Raw genomic sequence first — 14434 nt, 5'->3', positions numbered from 1 at the left:
TGCAAAAATTTACACAAACTATTTATACTGGCCATTTATACTGGTGTTTTTAACCACCGTTGTTATTAATCGTAGTCACAGCGCGTCGATTTTGGTTCCAACAGGAAATATCATCACACACAGCTACAGGCCTTTCTTTTCCGTAAGAAATTGTTTGCATCCGTTGCGCAGACACACCAAGAGACACTAAATAGTCGCGTACAGCAACAGCACGACGCTGCCCAAGTGCCAAATTATATTCACGCGTACCACGCTCGTCAGCATGGCCTTCAATCGTAATAAAATAGGAGGGATAACGAAGCAACCATTCTGCTTGACGCATTAAGATACGTTCAGCATCAGGCTCGATTGAAGAAGAATCAAGACTAAAGAAAACACGATCCCCAACGTTAACAGTAAAATCCTGCCCTGAACCTAATGGCGCCTGATTAAAACCCGCACCATTTAAATAAGAGCTATTCATACCGCCACCATGTTTTTTTCCACAACCAACCAAGGACAGTGAGAAAAAAAGGACCATGCCCAAGGGATGAACGATAATATTTTTGATAGAGCGCATATATTGAGTTCTCCTTATTGTAAAAATCAAAACTGAAGGGGCGGATACATTCTTTCAAAACACTTCAAGAATAATCGTTAATCCCTAATGAAGATAAAATTTTCTCGTGTTTTTACCTACCATTATTTTTTAAGCTCCATCAATTTTCTTCACCCACGACCTTTCCCAGCATGAACATGAAATCACGCGTATACTTAACCGGCATCATTTTTGTTTATGCATCATCTTGACGATTTTTTTGAAGTGCGTTTAATTTGGCAAAAACTTTATCAGCATCGAAATTTTTGTTGAGATCTTGTACATCTTCCTCTTCATTGAAGGCGGCATTTTCTGTAACCGATGCGGGGATTAAAGATCTGTCTTCCTCAAAAGAGACAGGGCGATTTTTCGCAGCACGTTGGAGTTCGATATCCAAATCAATTTGCAAACACAAGCCAAGTCCTACAGGATCACGAGGAACCAAATTAGCGCTATTCCAATGGGTTCTGTGACGAATTTGTTCAATTGTTGCTTTTGTTGTTCCAATCAACCGTGCAATCTGAGCATCTTTTAATTCAGGGTGATTGAGCACCAACCATAAGATACCATTTGGACGATCTTGACGCCGCGAAAGAGGGATATAGCGAGCGCCTTTGCGTTTTTTTTCGGGGATGCGAACTCTTGACTCAGAAATTTTCAAGCGCGCGGTTTCATCTGCCTCCACCCGTGCAATTTCACTGCGTGTTAACTGCCCAGAACTAATCGGATCAAGGCCTTTAATACCATAAGCAGCCTCCCCATCGGCAATAGCTTTTACTTCCAACACATGCAATTTACAAAACTCTGCAATCTGTTCAAAAGAAAGCGCCGTGTTATCAACCAGCCAAACAGCTGTAGCTTTGGGCATCAAAAGTTGCGTTGCCATTTTTTATAACATCCTCTCACTTTGCCTTATTTAAAAGGCAGGTTATTGCCCCCTCTGGAGCTCTGGAGATTTCTCCTATCTTGGAGTATTTCCTCCTAATATTGTCAGGCTCTGTTCACCCGCTTTGATAAAGCGAGACATGGAACAAACCACTTTTGCCATGAAATTACATTCTGTTATAGCGTGATTTTTGATTGACGACAAGACACCTGTCTTGTGATGCCCTTCAAGAAAGTCTCTTTACCTTTAAGATGAATTTTCTTATTAAAGGATTTATTCGATCACTTCACCTTATGATGCAACGCATTTGTTGGCACGTTTGTTGCATCAAAAAGGGTATGTGAGCGCCTCTAATTGAGGGGTTATTAAAATAGAAAAGCAAGCCCCAAACTGAAAGGGAAACTATGGCAGGCCATTCACAATTTAAAAATATTATGCACCGTAAAGGGCGTCAAGACGCAATGCGCTCGAAAATATTTTCGAAGCTTGCACGTGAAATTACAGTTGCAGCCAAACAAGGTGCTCCTGATCCAGCCATGAATCCGCGCTTAAGGCTCGCTGTCCAGAATGCTAAGGCACAATCAATGCCGAAAGACAATATTGAACGCGCGATTAAGAAAGCTTCGGGCAATGATGTCGAACATTATGATGAAGTACGCTACGAAGGCTATGGTCCAGGAGGTGTAGCAGTTATTGTCGAAGCTTTAACCGATAACCGCAACCGCACCGCTTCAAACGTGCGCGCCGCCTTTACCAAATCAGGGGGAGCATTAGGAGAAACAGGTTCGGTGAGCTTTATGTTTAATCGGATTGGTGAAATCATCTATAAGGCGCAAGCAGGAACAGCAGACAGCGTCATGGATGCAGCGATAGAAGCCGGTGCTGAAGATGTGCAATCGGAAGAAACGGGACACCATATTACCTGTGCATTTGAAGATATTGGTGAGGTTTCCAAAATGCTTGAAGCAAAACTTGGAGAAGCAGAATCAATCAAAACTGTTTGGAAAGCAACCACCCTTGCGCCGATAGATGAAGAAAAAGCTTTATCAGTTTTAAAGCTTATTTCGACATTAGAAGAAGATGATGACGTGCAAAATGTCTATGCCAATTTTGATGTCAGTGATGAGATTTTAGCAAAACTGTCTACATAGTCTGCATCATTGCACATATAATCATCCCTGTACGCTTTCTCTCCCTTCTGAGGGACACCGATGTGCTTTATCATATTGATTTATAAGGATAATTTAGCGTTATTCATATTAAATGAGAGACCCGGATACCGTAAGATTCTCTCATTTTAAAGCTGTGTCTGCTGAACCAATCAAAATCACTTTCTTGCACATCACAAGCGAAGTTGGCATGTGGATAAAAGCTGTACAAGAAAAGAATAAAAATGCCTTTCATGAACGCTCTCAAATGCAAGGAGCTGTCGTAATATTGGGAGCTGGCAAAAGAGTATGATGGTGCCGGCTTGCACCTTCATAAAGAACAATACACGGATTGCGTTGCCAACGCACAAATGTGCTTTAAACAAACACCCAATGATAAGCAAAGCATGCACAACCATCCGCGCGAACCATAGAGCTTCGCTGTTTATTGTTTAAATCAAGCGCTATTTTGTAAGCAACAATCATTGCGATACCCCTATCGCTTGACGAATGTTCTCGAATAATTTGTGCTTTTTTCCAGAACGAATTCGGTAAAGACTTCCATAAAGATGGGCACTGAAGACAGTGATAATTTCTAAAACATCTTTAGCTCAATCTTCTTCGAAATTGTTTTTTTCTTTCTGATTGAGAAGAACATCCTCAACGCGGTTTGGCTTCACAAATGATGCAGAGCAATTCCGCACCAAAGCGTAAGAAACGATCTTTATGCGTGATCACCAAACGAGCGATTTATTTTCACGTAAGAGCATCTAATAAACGTTTAAGACCCCTTTTTACGATAGTTCATTCCAGATCCTCAATCAGAGATAAATTGAGTGATCCAACCCTGGCTTGCACAATAAAGCGCAAGAATTTGTTTTTGTCTTTCTCAATCATCTTTTTGATTATGGCTCGCTAGACGAGCATAAGCTATAGTTTTCGTTGCAACAATTCTCCCGAACGAAAAATCTTTAAGCCTCAGCAAAGCTTAAACCTCAAGCTTGGCAAGATCATAACGGCGGTAACCTCCAGCCGTATGGTCAGCAATAATTTTGCCTTGTGCAGCAATTTTGAATTTTGCCGTCTCCCCCTTGCCACAATGTAGAGTGCAGCTCGAAACGCCCCAAGCTTGCGCTTGCCTTACACTCCCAACAAATCTCTCCAGAATAAATATTATGATATCGCTATAAATAGATTACAAGTAAACTGTTAATGCCCTCAGAACTCTAGCAAACCGATTTCACGACACCGCAAGAAGGGCATAACGCAAAATCCATTGAGCCCCACTATCTGTTCATGCCAACCATCTATTTATGAAAGCACAAACTGGCACCATCATTATAGCTTATCAACTCCTAATATTGCCAACAGCTTGTGCACCGAGACAGTTCATAACAAGCATATTTTCACCTTTCTGAAACGTTTTTTATCCTCACACCCATCACTGGCTTTATCCACACGCCAATCCCACTTGGTACGTGTAAGCGAACGGTTGTTATTGATACAAAACAAGCAGCTTTAAAATGAAAGAAACTTACGCTATTCGAAGCGCTCTTTCAAGTTTAAAAAGATAAATTATCTTTATAAATCAACGCGTTGCCTTCATTTTCCTGACACATCAAAAGCCCTGCTTCAAAGAGAGGCCTCTCATGCAAACTCTAAAACATTCTCAACGAAAGGAGCAAAAGCAGAAGACCCAAAAGCTTTCTCCCAATCTTTTTCAAGGATCTTTTTTCAAGAGGTGTTCTCCCAAAAGAAATTGCATCCTCTACAGACCATAGTGGATGCAATATAAAGCTTGCGATATATTGAGATAACGGATCGTAAATGCAGCAAACCATCCTTGTTAAGCTATAAATACGATAGCAGTTGCGCTATCGCCTTTGCCTGTGCGCTCTCTACTTCTTTGCCTGTGCGCTCTTTATTTTTTGTGCACTGTTTCTTTTTATTGAGAAGCACATTTTATTGCATATTAAGCAAGGGCGACCATGCTGGATCAGAGGCATCATTGGGTGTCGGTAATTGACGTTCATTGCGCCCTGTGATGTCAATTGTATAAATCTTTGGTCCCATGCCCGGATCTTTGCGAAAGAACATCAGCACGCGGCCATTAGGAGCCCAAGTTGGTCCTTCATTGTGAAAACCCGTGGTTAAAATCCGTTCTCCTTTTCCATCAGGACGCATAACGCCGATAGAAAATTGTCCCTCCACTTGTTTTGTAAAAGCGATATGATCACCGCGTGGAGACCAAATGGGTGTAGAATAGCTGCCCTCATTTGAAGAAATACGCTGGAGATTGCTCCCATCCGCATTCATTGTATAGATTTGCGGCTTTCCACTGCGGTCTGATGAAAAGACGATTTGTGTCCCATCTGGTGAATAAGAAGCTGAGGTATCAATAGCTGAAGTTGTTGTAAGCCGTGTCATCGTGCGGGTGCGTAAATCCATAGTGTAAAGATTCGCACTTCCATCATTTTGCAACAAACTCATGATCACTTTTTGTCCATCAGCAGAAAAACGCGGAGCAATTGTCATATTGTCAAAGGACCCTATCAATTCCCTTTGTCCCATTTCAATTTGTTGAAGGTAAACATGGGGTGTTTTATTGTATTCGTAAGCCATATAGGTAATTTCTTGCCGTTTGGGTGAAAAACGCGGTGTAAGCACCAATTCACTGCCATCAGAAATATAGATCAAATTTGCTCCATCTTGATCCATAATTGCTAAGCGTTTGATGCGTGCATTTTGGGGACCTGTTTCATCTATAAAAACAATCCGTGTATCAAAATAACCACTTTCTCCTGTCATCTCACTATAGATCTGATCTGCAATCATATGTGCAACACGCCGCCAACGCTCTGTTGCTGTATAAAAACGCCGTCCTTTGAGTTGGCGCTGTCCAAAGACATCCCATAAACGAAAATCGACTCTCAATCGTCCGTCTGTTTCTCTGAAAACTTGTCCAGTGACCAAGCCTTGTGCTTTTATTTTTTGCCAATAAGGAAAATGTGGTTGACTGTCGGGATTGGAGATTTTTTCAAAAAAAGATGCTTTATCAAGCGGTAAAAAAAGTCCTGATCTTTCAAGATCTGCTGTGATCACGGCCGTTATCTTCGCTCCAATTGAATCATTGGAAACAAAATCCGTGATTGCAATGGGAATGGGATTAAAATCAGCGCTGGAAATAGTGCCTTTCAATTGTGCATGAGCAGATGAAAAACTCGAAAGCCACAAACCTACGGTGACAAAAAACCAAGAAAAAAATATCTGTCTCGTCATAACCATCATGGTGTGTATCCTTTCATTGAAGGCAGAAAAATATATTCGTATTTCATTGAGTTATCTCTTGAAGGGGATCAACATTAAAATCGAAGCCCTGTCCCCACAAATCATATTGATCGCGTGGGAGATCTGCATAAGGTTGGCATGAAAAAACAGCTGCATACACCTGTCTTATCATAATAGTTTGTTGACTTTCTTCACCGCTTAAGGGGTCAATGATGGGGTCTCCCACCACCATTCCTTCACGATTTAAATAAAATCGCAAACGCACAACCGGACGGTTTTTTAAATCTCCGCCAAGAGCAACGAGTTTAAGTTTTTTTTGAATACATCCCCCAACCATATTGACCAATGTTTGTGCCATTTTTGTGGTATCATTGATCTTTTTTCTTGCCCCTAAAGCTTCTGGTTCGCTAGAGCGCTTTGCCCCACCTCCTTGCGTGCGTTCACGATTAAAGAGATTTTTTTCTTCCATTGCCAAAATCTCTTCAATTGTCTGTTCAGCCATTTGTTGATTTTGTTTTTTCGCAGTTTGCGCATTCTGCTTTGGGGATTTTTTGGCAGATTTTGGTTTGAACTTTGGAAGAGGAGATTTATCTGGCTGCGCAACTTTGGGAACTTGTTGACGTATTTGCACTTGCTCTACAGGCATTTTTTGCATCCTATGAACCGTTTGCGGCAATGATACCTCTTCATTTTTAAGTGTTTCCGCAACCTCCTCCGGTACACGCTCCCGAGCAACCTCCTGATGCACTTCCGGAGATACCTCCGGCATAACCTTCTGAACACTCTCTTGCGGTGTTTCCGCAACCTCCTCCGGTACACGCTCCCGAGCAACCTCCTGATGCACTTCCGGAGATACCTCCGGCATAACCTTCTGAACACTCTCTTGCGGTGTTTCCGCAACCTCCTCCGGTACAAGCTCCCGAGCAACCTCCTGATGCACTTCCGGAGATACCTCCGGCATAACCTTCTGAACACTCTCTTGCGGTGTTTCCGCAACCTCCTCCGGTACAAGCTCCCGAGCAACCTCCTGATGCAGTTCTGAAACATTCTCTGCTTTTGTCTCTTGTAATTCTTGTACTTTAGGTTGTGATGCAGGTCTTTCAGGCGCCTTCTTTTCTTCTGCGAGTGAAGGTTCCGCGGATGCTGCCCCCGATAGTGAAGGTGTTGTCTCAACAAGCCGCGGTTTTTCCTTTGGTTTGAAGGGCGCGAGACTATCTACCTGTCCCTCTCCAAAATGAAGGGCTTCTTCTTTTTCTTGTGGTTTAGTGGTTGGCTTCACAGCGGGAATTGCACCCACAGGAGCATTCAATGCCCCTTGTTTTGAGGAAAATTCTTGTGTCAAAGGGGCAAGAGTAATCGGAATTGCTTCCAGTTGTTGTGGTAAAGAGACAGGATTAATCAATTGAACAGCCCCCCAGCTGAGAAAAATTACATGTACTGCAAGGGATAAAGCCAAGCCTCGTTTCATGCTATGATAGGAGTCTTTTTTCATCGTTATGCCTTGCGTTTCTTAACTGTATACGCGCGATTTGTTGTTTTTTCAGACAACGAGCGACAATTTATAATAAATTTTATTGCGCGAGACTTGCTAAAGCAACTTGTGAAAAACCTGCTTTTTGGATATCAGCAAGCAGTTGTAACACTTGTTGATACTCAACAGTTTTAGCAGCACGCACGAAAATACGTTGGTTTTTTTGTGTAGGATCCGTGATAAGCCTGTCTTTGAGTTTTTCAATCAAAGCTTCAGATGTATCGTAATAGTCTTGATTGATGGCTAAGCGCCCTTGCGCATCAAGTGAAACCGTAAGCGGAGTACTCTCCGTTCGCACAGGACCCGCTTGACTGTGCGGCAAATCAAGAGGAACACCGTTGACCAACAGTGGAGCAGAAACCATAAAAATGATCAACAACACCAGCGTGACATCAACAAAAGGTGTTACGTTGATCTCACTCATCAGTTGACTGCCTGAACGCTGCCGCCTGCGTGTATTTTTTCGAGAAGAAGAAGCAACTGAAATTCCCATAGACCGTCCCCCTTATAATGATGAATGAGACGTGAGTGTCTCATCAATACGCCGTGACACAATCGTCGAAAATTCATCGGCGAAGTTTTCTATTTGTGCAATAATCTGAGCACTTTCATTGACCAATTTGTTATAAGCAATAACCGCTGGAATTGCTGCAAACAAACCAATGGCAGTCGCTAAAAGCGCCTCTGCAATACCTGGTGCAACAATCGCGAGTGAGGTATTTTGAGACGCTGAAATGGAAAGAAACGAACTCATAATACCAATAACCGTTCCAAAAAGGCCGATAAAAGGACCAGCTGATCCAAGAGTCGCGAGAAAGCTTAATTTGGATTCTATTTTTGCACTTTCACGCCCTAAAGTAAGATCCATAGCCTTATCAATTCTGCTTTGCAGACTTATCGATGTATGGATTCCTTTTGCAAGGGATTTTTTCCATTCCGCCATTGCCGCCATAAAAACTGCAGATATACTATTGGTGCGCTGACTTTTACACGTTGCATAAAGGTCCTCTAGAGGTTTCCCTGACCAAAATATGCGTTCAAATTGTTTTATTTCACGCCGTATTCTCCGATAGGTAAACATTTTATCAAAAATAATTGCCCAACTCCATACAGAAGCCAGCAGCAGACCAATCATAACAGCTTTAACAACGAAACCTGCTTGCAGAAACAAGCGCAACATGCCAATCGTTTCCGGACTTGTTAATTCTATGTGTGGCATAATTTTTGTCCCTCTGAATGTAAGGTTCATTTGTTAAAATTCTATAAAACAGATTGTTTTATAGTTTCTAAATTTAAGAAAACAAATTCCCTTTTCTTTTCAGTAAAAGAACCCATACGATATCGTTTTTTTAACAAAGTATATTTTTAAACAAGAATTGTCGAAAGCTCCTTGGGTAAACGTCGCGGTTTTCCTGTCTCATTAATGAGGGCAATTTCAACTTTTGCTGTTACCAACATTATAGCCTCATGCAGAATATATTGCTCCATATAAAAGCGTGCGCCTTGAACACGATTGACTCTTGTTTTGATTGTTAAAAGATTGTCGATTTGTGCCGGCCGGGAAAAATTGATTTCCATACGACGGACAACAAAAAACAACTTTTCCCCCTCAACCCCTGATGCAAAAGAATTATTATTAAAACCTGTATCTCTTAGAAATTCTGAACGGGCACGTTCAAAAAATTCTAAATAACGCGCGTGATAAACCACGCCAGAAAAATCTGTATCAGCAACATAAACGCGTGCCTGAAAATCATGAAAAGCATTTGTATGGTTTTTCTTAAAAGGGGTTTTTTCTGTCATTTATTCTATTCCATAAAATTGTGTGGTGTGGTGAATTGTCTTGTACACTAATAGTTGAACATGTTTTTGTGTTGAAGTGATGGAAACCGGAACACAAAGGCTTACATAGGCTTAAGCTTTTTGGAGTCAAAAGTGAACTGCGGGCAGTTCACTTACTGAAAAGGACTTGTTGTCCATGAAAAGCGTGTACATTATTGCCTGTTAATGCCCCTAAAAAAAAGATGTTTCAACCATCTTCTTCATCCCATAAAGTCGTCTGAAGTGGTAAATTGTCTTGTGTATCGGACAGTTGAAGTTGCGCACGGTTTTGTGTTGCAATGGTGGAAGCTGGAGCAGAAAGTCCTAGATGGGTCCAAGCTTTTTGGGTCAAAATTCGACCACGGGCAGTTCGCTGAATAAAACCTTGTTGGAGGAGATAGGGTTCAATAATATCTTCAATGGCATCACGTGGTTCTGAGAGAGCAGCAGCAATCGTTTCAATACCCACTGGACCACCTAAAAAAGTTTCCGCAATAAGGAGTAAATAGCGGCGGTCAAGCGGATCAAGACCAAGATGATCAACTTCAAGACGAGAAAGAGCTTCATCAGCAACTTTTCGGTCAATTTTTTTTGCCCGCTTGACCAGAGCAAAGTCACAAACCCGTCGTAAAAGCCGTCCCGCGATGCGTGGAGTACCACGTGCACGGCGTGCAATTTCATGGGCACCATCATCACTGATCTGTACTGCAAAAAGGCGCGCATTACGCTGAACAATAAATTCCAATTCCTCTATGGTATAAAAATTGAGACGGATTGGGATGCCAAAGCGATCACGTAAGGGTGTGGTCAAAAGCCCCAAACGCGTGGTTGCTGCAACGAGAGTAAATTTAGCGAGATCAATTTTAACCGAACGTGCTGCAGGTCCTTCACCAATGATCAGATCAAGTTGATAATCTTCCATGGCTGGATAAAGAATTTCTTCAATAGCCGGATTTAAACGATGAATCTCATCAATAAACAGAACATCGCGTTCTTCTAGATTGGTTAAAAGAGCTGCCAAATCTCCTGCCTTAGCAATAACCGGACCTGAGGTAGAACGAAAATTAACCCCCAATTCTTTGGCCATAATCTGTGAAAGTGTTGTTTTTCCCAACCCCGGTGGTCCAACAAACAAGACATGGTCGAGTGCTTCTTGGCGTGCTTTAGCCGCTTCGATAAATATTTTTAAATTTGCCCGTGCTGCCTCTTGACCAATAAAGTCATCAAGCACTTGCGGTCTTAACGAACGATCTGGATCGTTTGGAAGGGGAACGGCACCCAAAAGGCGTTGATCTTCATCTTTATGCATTATTACCTTGTATTAAGTAGGAGGAGAAAGCAATTTGAGGCTATGACGAATAAGCAGTGCAGAGGAAATGTTTTCCCCTTCAAGCGTTTTCATTGCTAAAGCAAGAGCACTGGCTGCTTTATCACGTTCAAAACCGAGCTTCATCAAAGCGGAGAGAGCTTCGTTTGTAGGTTGATTGGTCATCTCCAGATGAGGGCTTGGCGCGCGATGGAGTGCATTGTCGTTAAAGGGGAGAGCTTTGCTTTTAAGCTCGCTTACAATTCTTTCACTGACTTTTTTGCCAACACCTGGAGCACGGCTAATCATTGCAATATCGTTTAAGGCAATCGCTTGTGCGAGTTCATCCGGCGATAAAGTGCCTAAAATTGCCAAAGCAACCTTTGCACCTACACCGGGCACATTTTGCAAAAGACAAAACCACTCTTGTTCGGCTTTCGTAACAAAACCAAAAAGACGGATGGCTTCTTCACGAACATGCGTTTCAACAAAGAGATTTAAACTCTCACCAAGAGCCGGTAAAGAAGGACGCAACCGATTTGAGACAAAAACAACATAGCCCACACCATGAACATCAAGAATAATATGATCATCAAAGATATGCTCAAGACTACCCTTTAATTTGCCAATCATCCCGTGACCCTTAAGCGATGAAAGATTCTGCTACGGTGCGTAGTGTAGCAAAGATAAGCGCAAACTCATCAACCGCAATACTGCTATCAAATTCAGTACGAGGAAGCAGAACTTTTAACATTGTAATATAAGCATCAAAAATGCATCCAAAAATAGCTTTTAAATTCCCAATCATGCCATAATCCTTGTACGCTGAGAGATACTGACGCGGTGAGTACTGTGACAAAGCGCAAGCGCAAGCGCATCAGCAGCGTCGCTGCTATCAAACTCAGCACGTGGAAGCAGAACTTTCACCATCATGTGAATTTGTTCCTTATCTCCATGACCAACACCAATAACCGATTTTTTAACTTTGTTTGGAGCATATTCGGAAATTGGAAGGCCGGCTTGCGCTGGAACGAGGAGAGCAATAGCGCGCGCTTGACCAAGTTTTAAAGTCGCCGCAGCATCCTTGTTGACAAACACATGTTCCACGGCGGCTTCATGGGGCATAAATTGATGCAAAATATCCGAAAGTCCTTTGTAAAGCTGGCATAACCTAGAAGCAAGGTCACAACGTGCATCAGAAGAAAGCGTACCTGCTGCAACAAATTGAAGACGATTACCAGAGAAATCGATAATGCCCCATCCTGTTCGCCGTAATCCGGGATCAATGCCTATAATACGAATCGTCTCTGCCATAAAGGCAACTCTATACACTTTTTCCTTGTTTGAATAGATGCACACAAGCAAATAGACCAAACGAAACATACAATTGGATATGTTTTCCCATTGGGGAATGTATTTGCCTAGTAAATTATCACCTGTCTTAAGACTTAAAAAAGATACACCTTCTCTACCAGCACATATATCCAGCACATATATATTGCTACAAAGCATTAATTTACAGTGCTAATTCATTGTTTTGCATGTTAAATGAGAGTCTCGAATATCATAAGATTCTTTCATTCCAAACCTGTTTATGTTGAATCAATCAACACCACTTGCTTGCACAGAACAAGCAGCATGAGCATATGGGTAAAAATTATTAAAGAAAAGAGTAAAATGCCTGTCATGAATCGCCTTAATGCAAGGGCTGTCACAACATTGAAAGCTGGTAAAATAGTATGATGGTGCGCGCTTACATACACACCTCAAAACAAAGTGAATACCCCACCCTTCAAAGACCAATACCAACCGTCTCTTTTATGAAAACAAAACGATACTCTTTTTCCGCACTTACAGAGAGGCTCTCCAGCAAAGAGAAAAGAAGAGCCTAAGGACAATAAAAGAAAAAAAAGGCAGAGAATCTATTGAACTTCGCTCTAACAGAGAAAAAATAACAACGAGCCGGGAGGGAGAAGAGAGAAAACGAAGGACAAATTCTTCCAGATGTAAAATTACCTAAGAACGCCGAAATGCGGTTTTAAGCAATTGGATTTGCTTACCCACTGGATTATCGTCTTGCAAGACATGAGAAGACACACCTTCTTTACCAGTACGTATATATTGCATACGAGCTTCGAGACGAAGTGAACGAGCGACAAAGAGGCGGAAAATTTCTGGAAATTCTTGCCAATGTGCATTTTCTAATTTCAACGTTGGTGTATGAAGCGATACTTTTGCAATCTCTTTTTGTATTTGTTCTGGTGACATTTCTCCTTCGCGCTCTGCACGCAGAAGAAGGAGTTGAGAAGCTATTTGCATAAGCCGTGTGCTTAAATACATCGCTTCTTTTGCATAAAGTGCAGAAACCTCTGCTGAGAGAGAACGTGCAGCTAATTTTCCTTCTGTATCAATATAAGTTGCAGTTTCTTCAATCAGCGTCATCGTTTCTTCATAGAGGCGGTTAAAAGCACTTTCAAAAGCATTATGCTCAATCATATTAATGGGTTCATCATAGGGACGTTTATGTGCGCTCACGCCTTTATACTCCAACTATCAGTACAAACATTACGACATTCAACGAATTGAGGATGAAAAAGTTTCTTTTTCTGCTGTAGTGAATGCTTTTTTTTAAAACTGAGTACCTCTTTTAAAATTTTTGCGCAATGTCCTTCTTATACTAGGGTTAACGCGCCAGTGAACAGAGTTACAACCGGATAGTTTTTTTTGCAGACAACCGGTAAAAAAGTTGGTGTCTCTCATAATAATAGGCCACCCCCAATTGCATGGCAATGCCACTGATAATCAACAGGCTATCGGAAAAAACCGTTGTTGTCATCACTGTTTTTAAAACTTGTCCAAACATGGCAAAAATAGTCCCCGTTACAAAGACTGGTAAACTGTGTTTTCCCAAAATTGCTAAGGGATGTTTTTCTGAAACATAAAACCACTGATGCACGCGAGGCAAGCAGAGGATAAACGTTGCCAATGCAACAACATGGAGCAGACGCGGCAAACTTAAAAAGGTTTTATTAAAATTAACCAATGGAGAAGACCATTGAAGCCACCCTAACACCCCCCACCAGTTGAAGCGCACCCATAACAATGAGAGCAAAAGATAGGCTGCTGAAAGAATAATCCACAAAGGTTTAAAAGCGATTTTTTTTCCTTGTTTCAGATATAAAGTACTGGTCAACCCTATAATAAAAAGCAATTGCCAAGACAGAGGGTTTAAAAACCACTTTCCCTCCAAGGGGTAAGAAGGTGGAGCAATGCGATAAAATCCGCACAGAAGATAGAGCATGAACGAGCCTAAAAGCAACAGTCCTTTCCGTTTACACCCCCAACAAAGTGCAAAAGGTGCAAAAAGCATCAGAACAATATAAAGCGGCAGAATATTATTATATCCTAATTGATGCCCAAAGCTTAAGGTGCTCCAAAATGCAATGAAGGGTTGTGTAACAAATAAGCCCACATTGTTCATTGATAAAAGTTTTTCTGTGCGCCACAATAAAAATCCTACTAAAAAAAGGCTAAGAGTTACAAAAGTGGTAAACAGATACGCCCTATACAACTGAAAAGCTCTGCGCCAAAGTTTGCGCACAATAACCGTAAAAGGCTCCTGATATAAGCGCGCATGAAAACTCAGTCCAAGAGAAACCCCTGAAAGCAAAACAAAGACTTCTGCTGAATCAGAAAAACCAAAGTTTCTATGTGTTATAGTTTCATAGAGAGTTCCGGGAATATGGTTGATGAAAATGGTCAACAAGGCTAAAGAACGAAAAACATCAATGCGTGTATCACGAATGCGTGTATCATAGTGAAAAGGATGCGTATTATGATTCACAATATTTTGGTATCCCATAATGGACCCCCACAA

14 protein-coding genes and 1 pseudogene are annotated in these 14434 nt (G+C 41.6%); 1 reads left to right on the top strand and 14 read right to left on the bottom strand.

Annotated elements, in window-relative coordinates:
• Positions 1-49: 49 nt before the first annotated feature.
• Positions 50-559: a peptidoglycan-associated lipoprotein Pal gene (gene pal / locus QHG54_RS07000; protein WP_317993870.1), complete on the bottom strand. Its 510-nt coding sequence runs from the start codon at positions 557-559 to the stop codon at positions 50-52.
• A 214-nt stretch (positions 560-773) separates the two neighbouring features.
• On the bottom strand, positions 774-1463 hold the full coding sequence (locus tag QHG54_RS06995) for a cell cycle transcriptional regulator TrcR (RefSeq protein ID WP_317993871.1): 690 nt from the start codon (positions 1461-1463) through the stop codon (positions 774-776).
• Between the two features lie 404 nt (positions 1464-1867).
• Here QHG54_RS06995 and QHG54_RS06990 point away from each other — a divergent pair, with 404 nt between their 5' ends.
• Complete coding sequence (locus QHG54_RS06990) at positions 1868-2614, top strand: YebC/PmpR family DNA-binding transcriptional regulator (protein ID WP_317993872.1); 747 nt, start codon at positions 1868-1870, stop codon at positions 2612-2614.
• 479 nt (positions 2615-3093) lie between these two features.
• On the opposite strand, the pseudogene QHG54_RS06985 reads toward QHG54_RS06990, so the two are convergent.
• The 12 genes and pseudogenes from QHG54_RS06985 to QHG54_RS06930 form a co-directional block, all read right to left on the bottom strand.
• Positions 3094-3551: pseudogene (locus QHG54_RS06985) on the bottom strand (IS607 family transposase); the annotation flags it as partial.
• 1022 nt (positions 3552-4573) lie between these two features.
• Positions 4574-5896: a Tol-Pal system beta propeller repeat protein TolB gene (tolB, locus tag QHG54_RS06980; RefSeq protein WP_317994079.1), complete on the bottom strand. Its 1323-nt coding sequence runs from the start codon at positions 5894-5896 to the stop codon at positions 4574-4576.
• A gap of 46 nt (positions 5897-5942) precedes the next feature.
• Positions 5943-7391, bottom strand: coding sequence for a hypothetical protein (locus tag QHG54_RS06975; protein WP_317993873.1), 1449 nt, complete (start codon positions 7389-7391; stop codon positions 5943-5945).
• Positions 7392-7470: 79 nt separating this feature from the next.
• On the bottom strand, positions 7471-7923 hold the full coding sequence (gene tolR, locus QHG54_RS06970) for a protein TolR (protein ID WP_317993874.1): 453 nt from the start codon (positions 7921-7923) through the stop codon (positions 7471-7473).
• A gap of 12 nt (positions 7924-7935) precedes the next feature.
• A complete protein-coding gene (gene tolQ / locus QHG54_RS06965) occupies positions 7936-8649 on the bottom strand; it encodes a protein TolQ (RefSeq protein WP_317993875.1) in 714 nt (237 codons plus the stop codon).
• 146 nt (positions 8650-8795) lie between these two features.
• Positions 8796-9233: a tol-pal system-associated acyl-CoA thioesterase gene (ybgC, locus tag QHG54_RS06960; protein WP_317993876.1), complete on the bottom strand. Its 438-nt coding sequence runs from the start codon at positions 9231-9233 to the stop codon at positions 8796-8798.
• A 226-nt stretch (positions 9234-9459) separates the two neighbouring features.
• A complete protein-coding gene (gene ruvB, locus QHG54_RS06955; RefSeq protein ID WP_317993877.1) occupies positions 9460-10560 on the bottom strand; it encodes a Holliday junction branch migration DNA helicase RuvB in 1101 nt (366 codons plus the stop codon).
• Between the two features lie 12 nt (positions 10561-10572).
• Positions 10573-11190 (bottom strand): Holliday junction branch migration protein RuvA, encoded by a 618-nt coding sequence (gene ruvA, locus QHG54_RS06950; protein ID WP_317993878.1) that lies wholly within the window; start codon positions 11188-11190, stop codon positions 10573-10575.
• Between the two features lie 10 nt (positions 11191-11200).
• Positions 11201-11365: a hypothetical protein gene (locus QHG54_RS06945; protein WP_317993879.1), complete on the bottom strand. Its 165-nt coding sequence runs from the start codon at positions 11363-11365 to the stop codon at positions 11201-11203.
• Positions 11362-11871 carry a crossover junction endodeoxyribonuclease RuvC gene (gene ruvC, locus QHG54_RS06940; RefSeq protein WP_317993880.1) on the bottom strand — a complete coding sequence of 170 codons (510 nt, stop codon included), beginning with the start codon at positions 11869-11871 and terminating at the stop codon, positions 11362-11364. Before ruvC ends, QHG54_RS06945 begins: the two co-directional genes overlap by 4 nt.
• A 702-nt stretch (positions 11872-12573) precedes the next feature.
• On the bottom strand, positions 12574-13092 hold the full coding sequence (locus QHG54_RS06935; RefSeq protein WP_317993881.1) for a DUF1465 family protein: 519 nt from the start codon (positions 13090-13092) through the stop codon (positions 12574-12576).
• A gap of 169 nt (positions 13093-13261) precedes the next feature.
• On the bottom strand, positions 13262-14419 hold the full coding sequence (locus QHG54_RS06930; protein ID WP_317993882.1) for an OpgC domain-containing protein: 1158 nt from the start codon (positions 14417-14419) through the stop codon (positions 13262-13264).
• Positions 14420-14434 lie beyond the last annotated feature (15 nt).

The organism is Bartonella gliris (genome assembly GCF_045277155.1).
Taxonomy (GTDB): domain Bacteria; phylum Pseudomonadota; class Alphaproteobacteria; order Rhizobiales; family Rhizobiaceae; genus Bartonella; species Bartonella gliris.
The sequence above is the reverse complement of the archived record's forward strand: the minus strand, read 5'-3'. Positions and strand labels throughout refer to the sequence as shown.

Coding starts and splice junctions, on each gene's coding strand:
- pal (WP_317993870.1), bottom strand. CDS start 559: ATGCGCTCTATCAAAAATATTATCGTTCATCCCTTGGGCATGGTCCTT.
- tolB (WP_317994079.1), bottom strand. CDS start 5,896: ATGGTTATGACGAGACAGATATTTTTTTCTTGGTTTTTTGTCACCGTA.
- ruvC (WP_317993880.1), bottom strand. CDS start 11,871: ATGGCAGAGACGATTCGTATTATAGGCATTGATCCCGGATTACGGCGA.
- QHG54_RS06990 (WP_317993872.1), top strand. CDS start 1,868: ATGGCAGGCCATTCACAATTTAAAAATATTATGCACCGTAAAGGGCGT.
- ruvB (WP_317993877.1), bottom strand. CDS start 10,560: ATGCATAAAGATGAAGATCAACGCCTTTTGGGTGCCGTTCCCCTTCCA.
- tolQ (WP_317993875.1), bottom strand. CDS start 8,649: ATGCCACACATAGAATTAACAAGTCCGGAAACGATTGGCATGTTGCGC.
- QHG54_RS06975 (WP_317993873.1), bottom strand. CDS start 7,391: ATGAAAAAAGACTCCTATCATAGCATGAAACGAGGCTTGGCTTTATCC.
- QHG54_RS06995 (WP_317993871.1), bottom strand. CDS start 1,463: ATGGCAACGCAACTTTTGATGCCCAAAGCTACAGCTGTTTGGCTGGTT.
- QHG54_RS06930 (WP_317993882.1), bottom strand. CDS start 14,419: ATGGGATACCAAAATATTGTGAATCATAATACGCATCCTTTTCACTAT.
- ybgC (WP_317993876.1), bottom strand. CDS start 9,233: ATGACAGAAAAAACCCCTTTTAAGAAAAACCATACAAATGCTTTTCAT.
- ruvA (WP_317993878.1), bottom strand. CDS start 11,190: ATGATTGGCAAATTAAAGGGTAGTCTTGAGCATATCTTTGATGATCAT.
- tolR (WP_317993874.1), bottom strand. CDS start 7,923: ATGGGAATTTCAGTTGCTTCTTCTTCTCGAAAAAATACACGCAGGCGG.
- QHG54_RS06945 (WP_317993879.1), bottom strand. CDS start 11,365: ATGATTGGGAATTTAAAAGCTATTTTTGGATGCATTTTTGATGCTTAT.